Genomic DNA, 15,399 nt, shown 5'->3' with positions numbered 1-15,399 from the left:
TTAAATGCGTTTTAAAACAATTTTTTCGGTTTCTTTCGCAACCATTCCTTTGTAATACTCTTTCAGCATTTCATATTGTTCTGTATTAATAATTGCCTCATTGATCTGATTGACAATCATCAATTGTAAAACATCGCCATTTGCAGCAATATTAAATTTAAAACTTCCCAGATTGTTTTCCATACTATAAGCAACAGCAGTTGGCAATGTTTCTACTGCAAAACCTTCTGGAATTTTAATTGTGATATTGTATTTATCCATAAACGGATAACCAAAATCTACTGGATACTCACGAGATTCTTGTTTAAATGGATTCTTGTCTTGACTAAAGAATAACATTGGACTAACATAAATCTTACCACCGATAATTTCGCATAAATCGTTTCCTGTAAATGAATAAGTCTCAAGTGTTGGAGAAAGCAACTCTTTTTCGTTTGTTCTTGAATATTCGCTTACCTCAATTTTTCCATTGTTATTTTCTAATTTTTCAAGATATTCTTCTTCTTTTAGTTTTTCGAAGTTTTCTCTGGCGATCATAGCGTTATAATCTGTGCATTGTCTTCTTGCTTTTCCAGTAACTTTTCCTTCAGCATTGATGTCATAATTCATGAAAACAAAATCATTTGATGTCTTTTTAGGCATTAAATCTATTTCTTGTGAAGAGCCATCTTTTCTGATTAATCTTCCAAGCCAATTTAATGTTCTAAAAGGAAGAACATTTGGAATCGAATATTTATCAGTTGCATCCAATAAAATATATCCGTCTGGTGTTTCAATTGCAGCAATTACATAATTAAAAGCATTTCTATTTGGGAACAATGCAATTCCATTAGAACGTGTACTAACTAAAACTGGATTTGCTGTTAAACCCGAAGAACGAAGCATTGCAGTAAGCATTAAATTGATATCTGCAATATTTCCTGTTTTTTCTTTATATGCTTTTTTAACTCCGCTATCACAGCTGTAACCTGTATAGCCATTCCATTTTATGGTTGCTTTCACATAATTGAAAATGGCCCAAATTCTTTCATCCTGCCCATTTAATCCAGTCAGAACTTTTTTCAAATCCTCTTCAAAATATCCTGTTTTGTTTAATTCTGGACCAAAATCATCATATTCGTAGATCGTTCTTACCACTGAATTCCAATCTGTAGAGTATTCTTTTATTGGACTATTTGGAAAGTGAGTCAGCGACAATTCGTGCTGAACACTTGCTGTATAATTATCAATATTATTCACAAAACTTTCATCTTTCAACGCTGGAAAATCTTGTGCTACATACGTTACTTCAGTTTCTAAATAATCAATTTTATCTGAAGAGAAACTAGTTCCAGACACCAGTCCTACGTTTCTTTCTTTACTATTGATCGTTATAGATTTGGGATTTTTTAATGTTGTAGCTTTTGGAAATAAATATCCTTTTTGCAAGGGTTTAAAGACATAATATTCTGGATAAGCGACTTTAAGTTCTGAATAGTTTACAGGAATTGACGTTTGAAAATCCCAATCGCGAATGATTCCTTCGTTAGGACATTTTATAGTATAACGAAATTCGATTACAGATCCTTCTTTTACATTTGGCATAGTAATCTTTTTTTGCCCTGTGTATTTAGAAATGACTTCATCAAAAGATCCGTCGCTTTTTAATTTTGTTTTCTCTATTTTACCATTCACTAAATTATAAGTATTTGCATCTGTAAAAAACACACGTTCTTTTAAGTTAGTAGTGTTGTAATACCAAACTTGCTGGTTGGCCCATTCATAGCCTTCTTTTTTATAAATTTTGATACGGGTTTCTACTTCGGTCATCATGTAAAAACCATCATTTTGATCGAACTCCATTCTTGAAACTCCTTTTTTGTAAAGAACTGCTGCTACTGCTGAAGTATCTTTTGGATGGACTTTCTGTTCCAATTCTGCAACAGAAACCTTTCCTAATTTGAATTCCTGAGAAATCGCTTTGGGAGCAATTAATAGAATCACAGAGAGGCTAAATAGTTTAATAATTTTCATTGGTAATTCTTGGTTTATATTGGTTATAATTGGTTTAATTTTTTGTCAATATTATTTTGGCATTATCGTTTCTAGAGACCTGCTCCATAAACAAACGGTATTCGTCATATTCTTTATTCGAATATTTACCTTTGTTAAGGAACATTGACCTTTTATACGTTAGTTTGTTATTTTCTTTTTTTATGATTTCGGTTTTATATTCACCAAATTTTCCTTTTAACTCATAATTTGAAGGAAGAAATTCGATACTGTAACCTGCAGGAAGGCTAATTTCGATTTCGTCTGTATCCAAATATCCGCGCTGGATTTGAAATGGATTTTTACGATTTCTCATTCGTTTTATATTTCCCGTATATTGATTAAATGCATCAACTACAAAAATCATTTTATTGCCTGAAAGTGTTCCGTAATTTGAAGCACTTATTTGAATATCTTCTGTAAAACGAACATTTTCTTTATCGTTGATAAAAGTTATTTTACCTAATTTTAAGTTATTGATATTATCCCAGTAATCTTTGTAGTGCTCTTCTTTTTCGTTGGGTTGCATGGTTTCTACTCGAGATTTAGAAGCGTATTGACTTCCTTGTGAAGCTATTTTTAGAATTCCCGAAAAATTCCCCGTTTCATCAATGGTATAAGTTCCTTTTCCATCTTGAGTATTTCCTTTGTCATCGTAGATTTTAGTTCGGACAATTTCTCCGCCTTCGGGTTTTACAACCAAAACATCGCGATCATCTGTAAAAACACCTTGATATCCAAATGGATCATCTTGACTTGTACATTCTAACCAGATATAATTATTCGCGTTTGGAACCGCTAAAATCATGTGGTTTCCTTGCATCGAAACAAAATCAGATTGAATATCTGACTTGTAGCGATCTCCATATAAAATAGTATTATAAGACGGAACATCTACAACCTCCAAAAGTGCTTTTGTATAATTTGATAATGCTTTACAATCACCATAACCTAAACGATCTACATCGCTTGCCAACATTGGTTTCCATCCGCCAATTCCAACGGCAATATTTACATATCTGGATTTCTTTTGAACATAATCATAAATAATCTTTGCTTTCTTAACTGGATCTTTTTCGTTCCCAACCAAAGCTTTGATTTTTGCTTTTGTTTCTTCTGGCAAAATGGTAGTTCCTGTTAGGATTTTTTCTCCATACCATTTACCAAATGCTTCCCATGTTGTAGCTTTTCCATCAACTCCTTCTAAATGGAAATTCTCTAATCCCATCATTACTTTGGGAAAAAGGTCTGATGGATTAGGGCTAAGGTCTTCTTGTTTTTGAGCAACAAGATTGGTAGCTAAATAACTTAGTTTGGTATCTGTTTCTTCGGTCTTTTTAATATTAAAACCGTTAAAACGGAATTCTTTCTTTTTAAAGCCCAAGTCTTTAGGAAAAGTAACATTCAAAATACATTTTTCTACACTTAAATAATACCCCCCTAAAAAATACCATTGCGGTATAAATGCTGTATTCGAAGTTTCAACTTCGCAGGTATAGACAATAGTAAAAGGATATGAAATTGGAGTATAATCTAAGTAAAGCACACGGTTATCTGAAAAAAGAGTACTGCCACTTACCGCGCTTTGATCTTTAAAATCTTTTCGTTTGATTTTTTTTATTTCGTTTCCGAATGCATCATAAACAATTGCTTCAATATTTTTGATTGAAGTTGTTTTATCATAATGACTAAAGGCGTCAATATCATTTAGTCCTTTATCATTTAAAACAGAAACTACTCTTTGAGTTTTGATGTTCATGCTTCTTTGCGAAGCAATAAGGATATCCATCTGGTCTAATCGAAGGACAGCATTGGCATTTTGCTTAAGACTATCGGGTATTGATAGTATAGAATAATCGCTCTTTTGAGCAGAAGAATTAACAAGAAATAAGAAAAAAAAGAATGCGCAAAAGAGTTTTTTCATTAGTAAGTATTTTCGTCAAATATATATTTTTTTGCGAAATCCTTAACAAATGTTTAATAATATTTTACTCCTTGTTTTTGCTGTCTACTACAATAGTTACAGGCCCATCATTTAGAAGATTTACTTTCATATCTGCGCCAAAAATTCCAGTTTGTACTTTCTTGCCAAACTCTTTTTCCAGAGATTTTACAAAGTTCTCATAAGTTGGAATTGCAAAATCTGGCTTTGAAGCTTTTATATAAGAAGGGCGATTTCCTTTTTTGGTTGATGCATGAAGCGTAAACTGACTCACGACAATAATATCGCCGTCGATATCCTGAACCGAACAGTTCATAACATCATTTTCATCTCCAAAAATTCTCATTTTTATGATTTTCCCAACAAGCCAATCTATGTCTTCCTGTGTATCGGCATCTTCTATTCCGACTAAAACCAATAAACCTTTTTTAATATCTGCAACAATATTAGAATCGACAGTTACAGATGCTTGAGAAACTCTTTGAACGACTACTTTCATAGAAAATTGTGAATTGTGGCTCTATGCCACAGATTAAAGGATTTAACAGATTTTAAATTCTAGTGTTAGATGCACTGCAGTGCATCTCTACAATGCAAACTTTTCGTGTTTCAATTGGAATTCACAATTTACCATTCACAATTCACAATTACTTACGTGTTTCATCACTCGCCGCACGATCTTCGCCATAGGTATCGGTACGGTAATGCTCTTCGTCACCTTCAAGGATTTTAAGATAACTATTGTAACGTGACCACGCAATTTCGTCTTTTTCTAAAGCTGTTTTAATTGCACAATGCGGTTCTTCTTTATGTAAACAGTTGTTAAACTTACATTGATCTTTGAGTTTGAAGAACTCTGGAAAGTATCCGCTGATTTCTGATGGCTCCATATCTACAATTCCAAAACCTTTAATTCCCGGTGTATCGATAATTCGGGCATCAAAAGACAAATCATACATTTCAGCAAAAGTAGTTGTGTGCTGACCTTGCTTGCTTTGTTCTGAAATTACTGAAGTTTTTAAATGAAGACTTGGTTCCATTGCATTTACCAAAGTTGATTTTCCTACTCCAGAATGCCCAGAAAACATACTTACTTTTCCAACCATCATTTCTTTCAACTTGTCAACTCCTTTATTTTCAGTTGATGAAATTCGAAGACATTTATATCCAATTTCAGAATAAATATGTTGCAGATAAAGCTGATCGTCTAAAGTCTGATCATTTAAAGTATCTATTTTATTAAAAATCAAGATTGCTTCAATTCCGTAAGCTTCGGCAGTAACCAAAAAACGATCAATAAAACTTGTCGTTGTTGGCGGATTATCAATTGTAATCAACAAGAAAACTTGGTCGATATTGGAAGCAATAATGTGAATCTGCTTAGACAAGTTAACCGATTTACGAACGATATAATTTTTTCGTTCATGAATATTATGAATCGTTCCCGTTACAGCATCTGAAGTTTCGTCTAATTCATAATCGACAATATCGCCTACAGCAATAGGATTGGTACTTTTTATACCTTTAATTCTGAATTTCCCTTTCATACGGCATTCCACAAAATCTCCATTTTCAGATTTTACGGTGTACCAGCTTCCTGTAGATTTATATACGGTTCCTGTCATTCTTTAATTTTAGATTGCTGATTTTAGATTTTCGATTACGCTTTAAAACCTAAAAAATAAAAGGCAAAATTACGTTTTTAGAATGGAACAACGCAATTTCACCTTTTAAATTTGAAAGACATATCCTTAATTTGCAGACTTTACCAAACTATTTCGGCTAAAGTTTCATTTTCCTTTACCTTTCCTAACTGAATTGTTTTTAAAGTTCGAGATACTTTACCAGCTTTAGTGGTATAAATTTCCAACATTACGGTTGCAGGACCATTTTCTGTTAATGTGCTTTCGCCAAAATAATTGGTTTTGATTTGATATTTTCCTTTCACCGCATTTCTAACCAAATATTGTTCTGGCCCATAACCTTGCGTAAAATCTTTTGAAAATCTTCCGCCAATTTCAGTGTTCTTATGGCTGTAGTAACATTCTTCTCCAGTTGGTTCAATTACATGTAAATCTAAATCGACATCCATTTGATTCCAGTTCATTATAATTCTGATATCTACAGGCATTTTTTCAAGATATTTTTTATCTAGTTTACCTGTTTTTAATCCTGGATGTTCACTCATCAAACGGTTAATATCCATTAAAATAATATCTTCTACACCTTCATATTGTCCACTCATTTCTCCATAATAATTTACTTCTAGAGATTTTACCAATTCGTCAAAAGCTGCCTGATATTTTCCTGCATCTTCAAGAGCCAATGCATAATCCCTTAAACTTTGTGGTTCATGCGCTCTCCATTTTGCCACTTGTTTTGCCGTAAATACTGCATCATCATAATCTTTCCATTGACGTAAAGTATAAGTAAGTGTTTTATAAAGCTGATGATTTTCTAAACCTAAATCGGCAATATTGCTAATTACTTGTAACGCTTTTTTCACGTCACCTTGATTATAGAAAAAATGTGCTACATCAAAATAAAAGCTCGGATTTCGTTCTTGTGATTTTCTAAGTTCAAAATACAAATCATATTGTTTTTCTTTTGGTGCTGAGGCTAAAGCTTTTAAATACAATCTGTCTGGATTCCAGATTTTATCTTTGTTTTTAGAATCAAAAGTTAGTGTATCAGTAACAGAATAATTTAAGGATGATACTGTCTCATTTCTTGTGTCAACTGCAACTCCCGCAACTCTTCCTTGCAATTTTTGCTGTACATCTCCATCCCTTGCAATAATTTGGCTAGAATTTGTGGTCATCCTCGCATATCCTACATAGACTACTTCTTCACTGGCTACTTTTTTATCTTTTATCTCTTCAATTTTTGGAGCATTATATACCGCATTATCTTCTTCCACAACACTCATTGCTGGAGCAGAGCCTACTGGTTCATCTATTGTTAAAACGGCATCAGGATCTCCTTTGATCGTTTCATTCGCTTTTTGCTTTTTGTATTTCGCTAAAGCTGCTGGGCTAGTTGTAACATTATTTTTCCACCAAGCATTAATACCTTTAAAATAGCTTTCAATACTTCCCCAATTATTTTTTTGTTGTGCCAATGCTCTATCTTGATCTTGTTTCTTAATTAGGTCAAAGTCAGCACGCAATTCTGCAGGTGGCAAAATATCATACATAATATAATCGCGGACCGTTTCCAGAACAATCAAAGAAGTATTTTTGGTTACGATTCCGAATTTCTTTCCGAGAAGCTCAATTTCATCAGCATTTTTAGCATATTCTAATTCAAGATTGGCGATTTTTTTCTGTGCCCAAAGTTTCTCAACATTAATATCAGTTGTGTTTTGAGTTGCTGCATCTAAAGTTATTTTTCGCTCTAAAACAACATCATTTCCATAACCAAAAAGCAAGGTGATTTCATTTTTTGGATTCAGAGAAATTCCTGAAAAACTAAAATTTCCAGAAACCGAAGTTCCTTCCATCGGAAATAAATCAGTCAAAGTTAGATTTTCTTTTATGCCTAAAAATTTCAAATTAACATTTGTCAATTTATCCAAAGCCGTTTCAGCATTTATCTGATTCAAATTGATCAGATTTCCACCTGTTTTCATTGAAGAAAAATTCAAAAAAGCAAAATCCGCAGAAACTGAAGATGTAATGGCATAAACAGGTTTTTTAGTTTTTGGAAGAAGATTTTCACTCAAAGAAGATAATCCGTCAGAGAAAAATAAAAATTCGTCCTGATTTTCAAAACTGATTTGTGAAAAACGAGTTCCGCCATCGTATTTTGTGTTTTGTAAAATTGATTTTAATTCAGCCCAATTTCCGTTCGAAATCACAAATTCTTTTTGTTTCTCAAAAGTATAATTCAAAAAGTATAAAGTCACTTTTGTATTTTTTATCTTCTGAAAATAAGCGTCCAACAAATCCAATTCCTTTTTCAAATCTCGATTTTTGCAACTCAATGAATTATCCCAAATCAAACCAATTGAAGCTGGACTTTTTTTAAACATTTTATTTCCTTCAACAAAAGTGTTCCCATAAAAATAATACTGCCCGCCAACATTTTGGGTCACAACACTTGGAACATTTTGCTGTACTGGAATTTTAAATACTATTTTTTCAGAAGGCTGATAATTTTCTTTTTTTATAGAAGCATTAAAAGACTGATTCCATTTCGAAAAAACAATTTCCTTTTCAGAATCTCCATTTACAGCCGGCTCCGCAGACGCTCCTAAAACCGAAACATTAATTTCAAATTGATCTAGTTTTTTAGGATAGCGACTCAACAATTGATACACCAGATTGTCTTTATCGAAAGCTGAAAGTTCTTCTTCATAACCAATAACAACAATTCGTTCTCCATTTGGCATCAATGGATAAATTCTCGTTTTAAAGTTGTTCCCATCTACTTTTTCCAACAATCCGGGGTCAACACGTCGATGTTCAATTGCTTCAAAAACTTGTTTCCCTTTGTTTTTATTTACTGGAACAGCTTCGCGAAGTTTTCCGTTAATATCAATTGCATATCTAGAAACGGAAACATTTTCAGGCAATGGAAAAATAAGTTCGGCTTCCATTTGGCGTGTTCCAGAATTAAAAAAATGCATTTCAGAAGTGGTATAAGCAATATTGCCAACGACTTTTACATTGACTTTTAACTGACTCATTCTTACTTTCTCGGCATCATCACCTTTAACTGTCAATTCTGGACTTTGTGCAAAAGTTTTTGTTCCGATAAACAACAGAAAACAAAGTGATAAATAAAACTTTATTTGCGAAAACATCAACATTGAAAAAAGCGATTTTGATTTCATGGCATAGAAATTTAAAGTTGTATAAAAGTATAGAGAACAAAAAACTTAAAAAGGTTGGGAAAGATAAAAATATTTATACAAAAAAAATCCCCATCACTTCTTTCAAAGTAATAGGGATTCTTAAAAAACAATCTATTTTTAATTAATGCTATAAGAAAATTTAGAGATTCATTTTGCTTAAACTTAAATTATCTTATATCACTTATAGGATTTAAAGAAAATTATGCGTTGAAAATTTTCTCTTGGTGACCAATACTTTCTTGGTGAATTGCTTTGAACATTCTCAAAACGAACTCTTCTGTAAGACCTTTTTTCTCACCTTCCAAAATCATTTTTCCTAAAATTTCGTTCCAACGGTTGTTTTGAAGAATTGCAACGTTTGCATCTTTTTTCACTTGACCAATTTCGTCAGCAACTTTCATACGTTTTCCTAATAACTCTAATAAGTTAGCATCCAAAACGTCGATATTTGCTCTTAGTTTAGTCATTTTTTGGCTGTACTCGTCTGTAGTATCATCCGTTTTTCTGATAGTCAAATCTTTGATGATTTGTTTCAAAGCATCTGGAGTAACTTGTTGTGCAGCATCAGACCAAGCGTTGTCTGGATCAAAGTGTGTTTCGATGATCATACCATCGTAATTCAAGTCTAAAGCTTCTTGAGTTACTTCGAAAATCATTTTACGATCTCCAGTAATGTGAGATGGATCGATGATTAATGGTAAATCAGGGAATTTATTTTGTAATTCGATAGCAATTTGCCATTCTGGAATGTTTCTGTATTTTGTTTTTTCGTAAGTAGAGAAACCTCTGTGGATAACACCTAATTTCTCGATACCTGCCATGTGTAAACGCTCAACACCACCTAACCATAAAGCTAAATCTGGGTTTACAGGGTTTTTAACCAAAACGATTTTATCAGTTCCTTTCAATGTATCAGCAATTTCTTGAACTGCGAATGGGTTTGCAGTTGTACGTGCACCAACCCATAATACGTCGATATCGTGTTCTAAAGCTAGTTTACAGTGAGCTGCAGTTGCCACTTCAGTTCCCATTAATAAACCAGTTTCAGCTTTAGCTTTCTGTAACCATTTTAATCCAATTTCACCAACACCTTCAAATCCTCCTGGACGAGTTCTTGGTTTCCAGATTCCAGCTCTGAATACGCTTACTTTTGAATCTTTTAATTCGTGAGCAATTTTCAAAACCTGATCTTCAGTTTCTGCACTACAAGGTCCAGCTATCACAAGTGGGTGATTTAAATTGAAATCCTCTAACCACTTTCTCATTTCTTTCTTATTTTCCATCTTTTTTATAGTTTACTTTTTTATAGTTATTCCGTTTAATATTTCTCTAATTTTATTTACACCTTCCATTTCTTCAAAAATGGCACTGTAATTATCGTCTGCCAGCAAATCTCTAAACTGAGTTAAATTTGCAATATAACCTTCTAAGGTTTCCAGAACGTATTCTTTGTTTTGTTTAAAAATTGGTGTCCACATTGCAGGTGAACTTTTTGCCAGACGAACGGTGCTTTCAAATCCACTACCCGCCATATCAAAAATATCTTGTTCGTCTTTTTCTTTGATCATTACTGTTTTCCCGAGCATAAACGAACTAATGTGCGATAAATGCGAAACGTAAGCAATGTGTTTGTCGTGCGAAACGGGATCCATATATCGAATTCTCATTCCAATTTCTGCGAAAAGATTTAATGCCTTTTCTTGCAGTTTAAAAGTGGTTTTTTCCACTTCACAAATAATGTTTGTTTTTCCTTTAAACAAACCTTTTATCGCTGCTGAAGGTCCGGAAAACTCTGTTCCTGCAATTGGATGTGTGGCAATAAAATTTCTTCTTTTCGGATGATTTGCAACCGCATCGCAGATTGGCTTTTTTGTCGATCCTACTTCAAAGACAATGGTCTTATCTCCAACGGCATCCAGAACTTTCGGCAAAACTGTCAGCGCAACATCTACCGGAACCGAAACGATTACAAAATCTGCTTTTTGCAAATCTTCAAAGCTTCCCGCTTCGTCAATAACCCCAAGATCAAGTGCTTCTTGCAAATGTTTTTCGTTATTGTCAATTCCGAAAATAGTCGCATTCGGATGCTTCTCTTTGATGTCCAACACCATTGAGCCGCCTATTAATCCTATTCCTATTACGTATACTTTCATATTTATTTTAAATTCCAAGTTTTAAAATTGCTTCGCCTGTTCGCTATCGCTCGAGTCCAAATCCAAATCTTGCTTTTCAATTTGTCACCCTGAGCGATCCCGAGGCTTCGGGAGAAGGGCGTTCCAATTGGCACGGGCTTCGACTCCGCTCAGCCTGACAATCTGGATAAAAATCTTAATACTTAATTCTAAAGTCTTAATACTTAAAACCTATCAATGGCTTCTTGTACTTTTTCTTCTTTTACACACAATGAGAATCTGATATACCCTTCACCGTTGCTTCCGAAAATGGTTCCTGGTGTAATGAAAATATGTTTCTCATATAATATTTCGTCAATGAACTTTTCTGCTGATTCAATTCCTTCTGGCAATTTTGCCCAAACAAAAAGCCCAACTCCTTCTTTATAAACTTTGCAATTTAATTTTTCTGCTAGTTTTTCAGTCAATTCTCTACGGCGTCTGTAAATTTTATTTTGGTCTTCGAACCAAGATTTATCACATTTTAAAGCTGCAATTGCACCTTTCTGAATTCCGTAGAACATTCCGCTGTCCATGTTACTTTTTACTTTTAGAACCGCATCAATAATTTCAGGATTTCCTAAAACCATTCCGACTCTCCAGCCTGCCATGTTGAATGTTTTACTTAAAGAGTTTAATTCTAAAGCCACATCTTTCGCACCTTCAACTTGAAGTAAACTCATTGGATTATCATTCAAAACAAAACTATACGGATTGTCGTTGATCAATAATATATTGTGTTTTTTTGCAAAAGCAACCAATTTTTCAAATAACGCTAAACTTCCTCTAGCTCCTGTTGGCATGTGCGGATATCCCAGCCACATTATTTTTACTTTCTCCAGCTCTAATTTTTCTAAAGCTTCGAAGTCTGGTTCCCATGCATTTTCTTCTTTCAAATCATAATAAACTGGAACTGCTTCAACCAAATTGGTTACCGAAGTATAAGTTGGATAACCTGGATTCGGAATTAAAACGTGATCGCCTGGATTTAAAAATGCAAGCGAAATATGCATTATTCCTTCTTTTGAACCCATAAGAGGTAAAATCTCATTATTCGGATTCACTTCAACACCAAACTGATCACGATAAAAATCTGCCATCGCCTGCCTCATTTCTGGTAATCCCTGATAGCTTTGATAGCCATGTCCGTTTTCGTCTTGAATTGCCGCAGCGACTGCTTCAATTACTGCTTTTGACGGACTCAAATCAGGGCTTCCAATTCCCATGTTGATGATCGATTTTCCTTCAGACATCAACTGACGAACTTCTCTTAGTTTTGATGAGAAGTAGTATTCTTCAACTGTGTCTAATCGTTTTGCTGTTGTAATCATTGTTTTTAATTTTTGCTATATGCTTTAAGCTTTACGCTGTATGCTTTTCTCTTCTTTACTTTAAGACTTTCAACTTTAATACTTAAGGTCTGGTATTTTTATATTCTCCCAACACTTTAAAATATTCTGCCATAATATTTAATAATGCTTTGGCTTTTGCAAAATCTTCGTATTTCTCGAATGTCACGTCTACGAAGAATGAATATTTCCAAGGTGTTTCGATTTTTGGAAGCGACTGGATTTTTGTCAAATTCAGTTTGCAGTCACTCATTACATTCAAAACCGCAGCTAAACTTCCTCTTTTATGATCTAATTCAAATTTTACAGATGCTCTATTAATTTCGCTTTCTGGCAAAAATGAATTTTGCTTTTTGATGATTACGAAACGCGTCATATTGTTTTTAATCGTTTGAATCGATGGTGCAATAATATCTAGATCGTACATTTCAGCAGCCGTAACACTTGCAATTGCTGCAATTCCAGTCAATTGTTTTTCCTGAATTCTTCTTGCCGTTTCTGCTGTATCTTTATCCTCAACCAATTTGATATTTGGATATTGTTTCAAGAAATCCATACACTGCAAAAGTGCCATTGGGTGCGAATGAACTTCTCTAATATCTTCAATTTTCTGACCTTTTAAAGCCATTAAATTTTGCTGAATATTTAAATAATGCTCTCCAATAATGTGCAAATTATTCTTGTCGATCAATGCATAATTTGGAATAATTGGCCCCGCAATCGAGTTTTCGATCGCCATTACGGCCTGATTTGATTTTCCGGCAATAAGGCTGTCGATCAATTCTTCAAAAGACAAACATTCATCAATATCCACACTTTCAGAGAAATACTCTTTCACAACCTGATGATGAAATGATCCTTTAATACCTTGTATTGCAATTTTCGTTGTCATATAGTCAAAAAAAAATCCTGATTTGCATCAGGATTGTATATTAGTTTTATTTGTCTTAAAATTTTATCTCAAATAACCATAGCACAATCCTGACTTCTACTAAAGAAGAAATAAAAGTTGTTGCTAAAATAAAAACGGTTACTTGCCATTTTGTTTGTGTTATTTTGTAAATTCTCTGCGAATGTATAAATTATTTTTAGTGCACCAAAAAAAAGATTGCATTTTATGAAACAAAAAGGGATTTCTTAACAAATTTAGCAGGTTTTGTATGATAATATAAAAATATGGGCTTAAAATGAGAATATTAAAATGAGTTTCTGAGGTTCAAAGTTGCTGAGAGTCTAAGATTTTTTTGCCACGAATTCACGAATTAGCGCAAATCTTTGTGTTTATTTAATTCAATTTCTCGAATAAAATATGTGATTGTGATTCCGGCAAAAAATGAATCTTTATAAGTTTTCAATATTACCAAGAATAGATTGCATTATTTTTATTTTTTATTCTCTAAGTTTTCATTATAACTTTTCCATTTATCCCTTATTAATTTAGAAGAAAAAGGAATTCCTGAATTTAATCTTTGTTCTTTCGACAAACAATCTTTGCTCTTGTTTTTATGTTTATATTTTTTTGGTAATTCTCCCAAACTTGCCTTAGTTAATTTCCAATCAAATTTACTAAGAGCCAAAAACAATTGTCGATCAATATAAAAATCAAGTTCTTCAGAATATTTATATAAGTTAGTATAGATAAATGATGATATCCAACCATCATGAATATTAATTAGTTTTTTCAAAAGTGAAAAAACAGTATAATCCACTTTACCATTACAAACATCTCTAATTTTCGATTTTAATCTATCAAAATTTGCTATAGATGGATAAATTTGCTTGCCATCAAAAGTTACTGAAAGGAAAGTCAAAAAATCAACATCAATCTTTAGGATTTTAGTTTTTTCTCCTTCCTCTAAACTATGAATATCTAATTTTAACTCTTTTAAAATTTTGCAACAATCCTCATAAGCTTTCTCACATTCTTCTTTAGTTTTACAAAGAATTACAAAATCATCCGCATAACGAACTAATTTATAATCTCTTTCAATAAGAAATTGATCAAAAGGCGAAAGAAATATATTAGAAAACAAAGGCGACAAAGGACTACCTTGTGGAATACCTTTATCTACATCTTTAAAATTAGATCTTTTTTCAACATCAAAATCATCTAATCCTCCTAATTCCTGATTAAGTGCTTTATCCAATAACTTATTAATAGAATCATCTTGAAGCTTTGGATAAATATAATTATTCAATAAATCCTCCTTATTAACCTTTCCAAAAAAATTTATTAAATCTGCTTCTAAAGAATATATGTAACCATTTTTATAATGCTCGATGATTTTGAAAATGGCATCTTTCGTTCCAAGACCTTTTTGATAGGCAAAACTAAAACCGTTGCTTTTTTCTAGCAATTCTTTAAATACTTCTTCAAGTTCTATAGCAATAGATTTTAATACAACCCTATCTGAGATCTCAGGAATTTGTAATGGTCTAAATTTTCCATTATTTTTCGGAATTAATACAGCTCTGTTGGGTGAGAAAAAGTATTTTCCTTTTAATAAGAGAGATGATATTGAAGTAATTTTATCATCTTTGTTTTTTTCAAAATCTTCTATTGTTTCTTTAGAAATACCATGAGAAGATTTATTAGTTTTATCTAAATTATCCCAAGCTTTTTTTAAAGATTCGACTGAAGATATTTTTTCTAATAATGTTTTTGACATGTAGTAATATGATTGTAAAGACCCTTAGAATAACAATTTGTTAGTATGACAGACTCCACAAAATGAGCGCAGAACCCTTTAATGAAATGAATAGCCAAACAACTAATGAAGTTCGAACTAACACTTTGGAAAGGTGTTCTTGGGCAATCCTGACGAAAGATTGAAGAGCCAATCTTAAGTCAAACGCTAACTTAAATCGAAATCTTAGTTGAAACTCTTGGGCGTTATAGACCGCGTTTTTTTGGTGTGCTGGGTTTTCTCCAGTTTCGAGCTTGATAGTTTAGTCATAGCATTCAAAATTAAGGTTTTTTCTGACATACGAAAGTTTTTCCAAAATTTCGCATGTTTTTTTTAAATCCGCAGCTTTCTGCCTGTCCGC

General features: G+C 32.9%; 10 protein-coding genes. All 10 read right to left on the bottom strand.

Annotation, left to right across the window (positions count from 1 at the left end; all coding sequences use genetic code 11):
* Complete coding sequence (locus V6624_RS12255) at window positions 1-2,013, bottom strand: DUF3857 domain-containing protein (protein WP_338838660.1); 2,013 nt, start codon at window positions 2,011-2,013, stop codon at window positions 1-3.
* A 34-nt stretch (window positions 2,014-2,047) separates the two neighbouring features.
* Window positions 2,048-3,955 carry a DUF3857 domain-containing protein gene (locus V6624_RS12250; protein ID WP_338838659.1) on the bottom strand — a complete coding sequence of 636 codons (1,908 nt, stop codon included), beginning with the start codon at window positions 3,953-3,955 and terminating at the stop codon, window positions 2,048-2,050.
* A 64-nt stretch (window positions 3,956-4,019) separates the two neighbouring features.
* Window positions 4,020-4,472: a D-aminoacyl-tRNA deacylase gene (dtd, locus tag V6624_RS12245; protein WP_338838658.1), complete on the bottom strand. Its 453-nt coding sequence runs from the start codon at window positions 4,470-4,472 to the stop codon at window positions 4,020-4,022.
* A 148-nt stretch (window positions 4,473-4,620) separates the two neighbouring features.
* Complete coding sequence (gene rsgA / locus V6624_RS12240; RefSeq protein WP_111286962.1) at window positions 4,621-5,598, bottom strand: ribosome small subunit-dependent GTPase A; 978 nt, start codon at window positions 5,596-5,598, stop codon at window positions 4,621-4,623.
* Window positions 5,599-5,738: 140 nt separating this feature from the next.
* Complete coding sequence (locus V6624_RS12235) at window positions 5,739-8,810, bottom strand: VIT domain-containing protein (protein WP_338838656.1); 3,072 nt, start codon at window positions 8,808-8,810, stop codon at window positions 5,739-5,741.
* 221 nt (window positions 8,811-9,031) lie between these two features.
* Window positions 9,032-10,114, bottom strand: a complete 1,083-nt coding sequence (locus V6624_RS12230; protein ID WP_053472520.1) for a bifunctional 3-deoxy-7-phosphoheptulonate synthase/chorismate mutase type II — start codon at window positions 10,112-10,114, stop codon at window positions 9,032-9,034.
* A gap of 12 nt (window positions 10,115-10,126) precedes the next feature.
* The gene (locus V6624_RS12225) at window positions 10,127-10,984 is read right to left on the bottom strand and encodes a prephenate dehydrogenase (protein ID WP_111286964.1); all 858 of its coding nucleotides are present in this window, start codon (window positions 10,982-10,984) and stop codon (window positions 10,127-10,129) included.
* Between the two features lie 203 nt (window positions 10,985-11,187).
* Window positions 11,188-12,333 carry a pyridoxal phosphate-dependent aminotransferase gene (locus tag V6624_RS12220; protein ID WP_338838653.1) on the bottom strand — a complete coding sequence of 382 codons (1,146 nt, stop codon included), beginning with the start codon at window positions 12,331-12,333 and terminating at the stop codon, window positions 11,188-11,190.
* Window positions 12,334-12,415: 82 nt separating this feature from the next.
* Window positions 12,416-13,243 (bottom strand): prephenate dehydratase, encoded by an 828-nt coding sequence (locus V6624_RS12215; protein ID WP_338838652.1) that lies wholly within the window; start codon window positions 13,241-13,243, stop codon window positions 12,416-12,418.
* A gap of 490 nt (window positions 13,244-13,733) precedes the next feature.
* Window positions 13,734-15,020, bottom strand: coding sequence for a reverse transcriptase domain-containing protein (locus V6624_RS12210; RefSeq protein ID WP_338841898.1), 1,287 nt, complete (start codon window positions 15,018-15,020; stop codon window positions 13,734-13,736).
* Window positions 15,021-15,399: the final 379 nt, after the last annotated feature.

The organism is Flavobacterium ginsenosidimutans, from assembly GCF_037478105.1.
Lineage (GTDB): Bacteria > Bacteroidota > Bacteroidia > Flavobacteriales > Flavobacteriaceae > Flavobacterium > Flavobacterium ginsenosidimutans.
This window is presented reverse-complemented; position numbering and strand designations above follow the sequence as displayed.

What these genes read in the sequence shown, in the direction of transcription:
- V6624_RS12255 (WP_338838660.1), bottom strand. Translation starts at nt 2,013, where the DNA reads ATGAAAATTATTAAACTATTTAGCCTCTCTGTGATTCTATTAATTGCT.
- V6624_RS12225 (WP_111286964.1), bottom strand. Translation starts at nt 10,984, where the DNA reads ATGAAAGTATACGTAATAGGAATAGGATTAATAGGCGGCTCAATGGTG.
- V6624_RS12230 (WP_053472520.1), bottom strand. Translation starts at nt 10,114, where the DNA reads ATGGAAAATAAGAAAGAAATGAGAAAGTGGTTAGAGGATTTCAATTTA.
- V6624_RS12250 (WP_338838659.1), bottom strand. Translation starts at nt 3,955, where the DNA reads ATGAAAAAACTCTTTTGCGCATTCTTTTTTTTCTTATTTCTTGTTAAT.
- rsgA (WP_111286962.1), bottom strand. Translation starts at nt 5,598, where the DNA reads ATGACAGGAACCGTATATAAATCTACAGGAAGCTGGTACACCGTAAAA.
- V6624_RS12215 (WP_338838652.1), bottom strand. Translation starts at nt 13,243, where the DNA reads ATGACAACGAAAATTGCAATACAAGGTATTAAAGGATCATTTCATCAT.
- V6624_RS12210 (WP_338841898.1), bottom strand. Translation starts at nt 15,020, where the DNA reads ATGTCAAAAACATTATTAGAAAAAATATCTTCAGTCGAATCTTTAAAA.
- V6624_RS12235 (WP_338838656.1), bottom strand. Translation starts at nt 8,810, where the DNA reads ATGAAATCAAAATCGCTTTTTTCAATGTTGATGTTTTCGCAAATAAAG.
- V6624_RS12220 (WP_338838653.1), bottom strand. Translation starts at nt 12,333, where the DNA reads ATGATTACAACAGCAAAACGATTAGACACAGTTGAAGAATACTACTTC.
- dtd (WP_338838658.1), bottom strand. Translation starts at nt 4,472, where the DNA reads ATGAAAGTAGTCGTTCAAAGAGTTTCTCAAGCATCTGTAACTGTCGAT.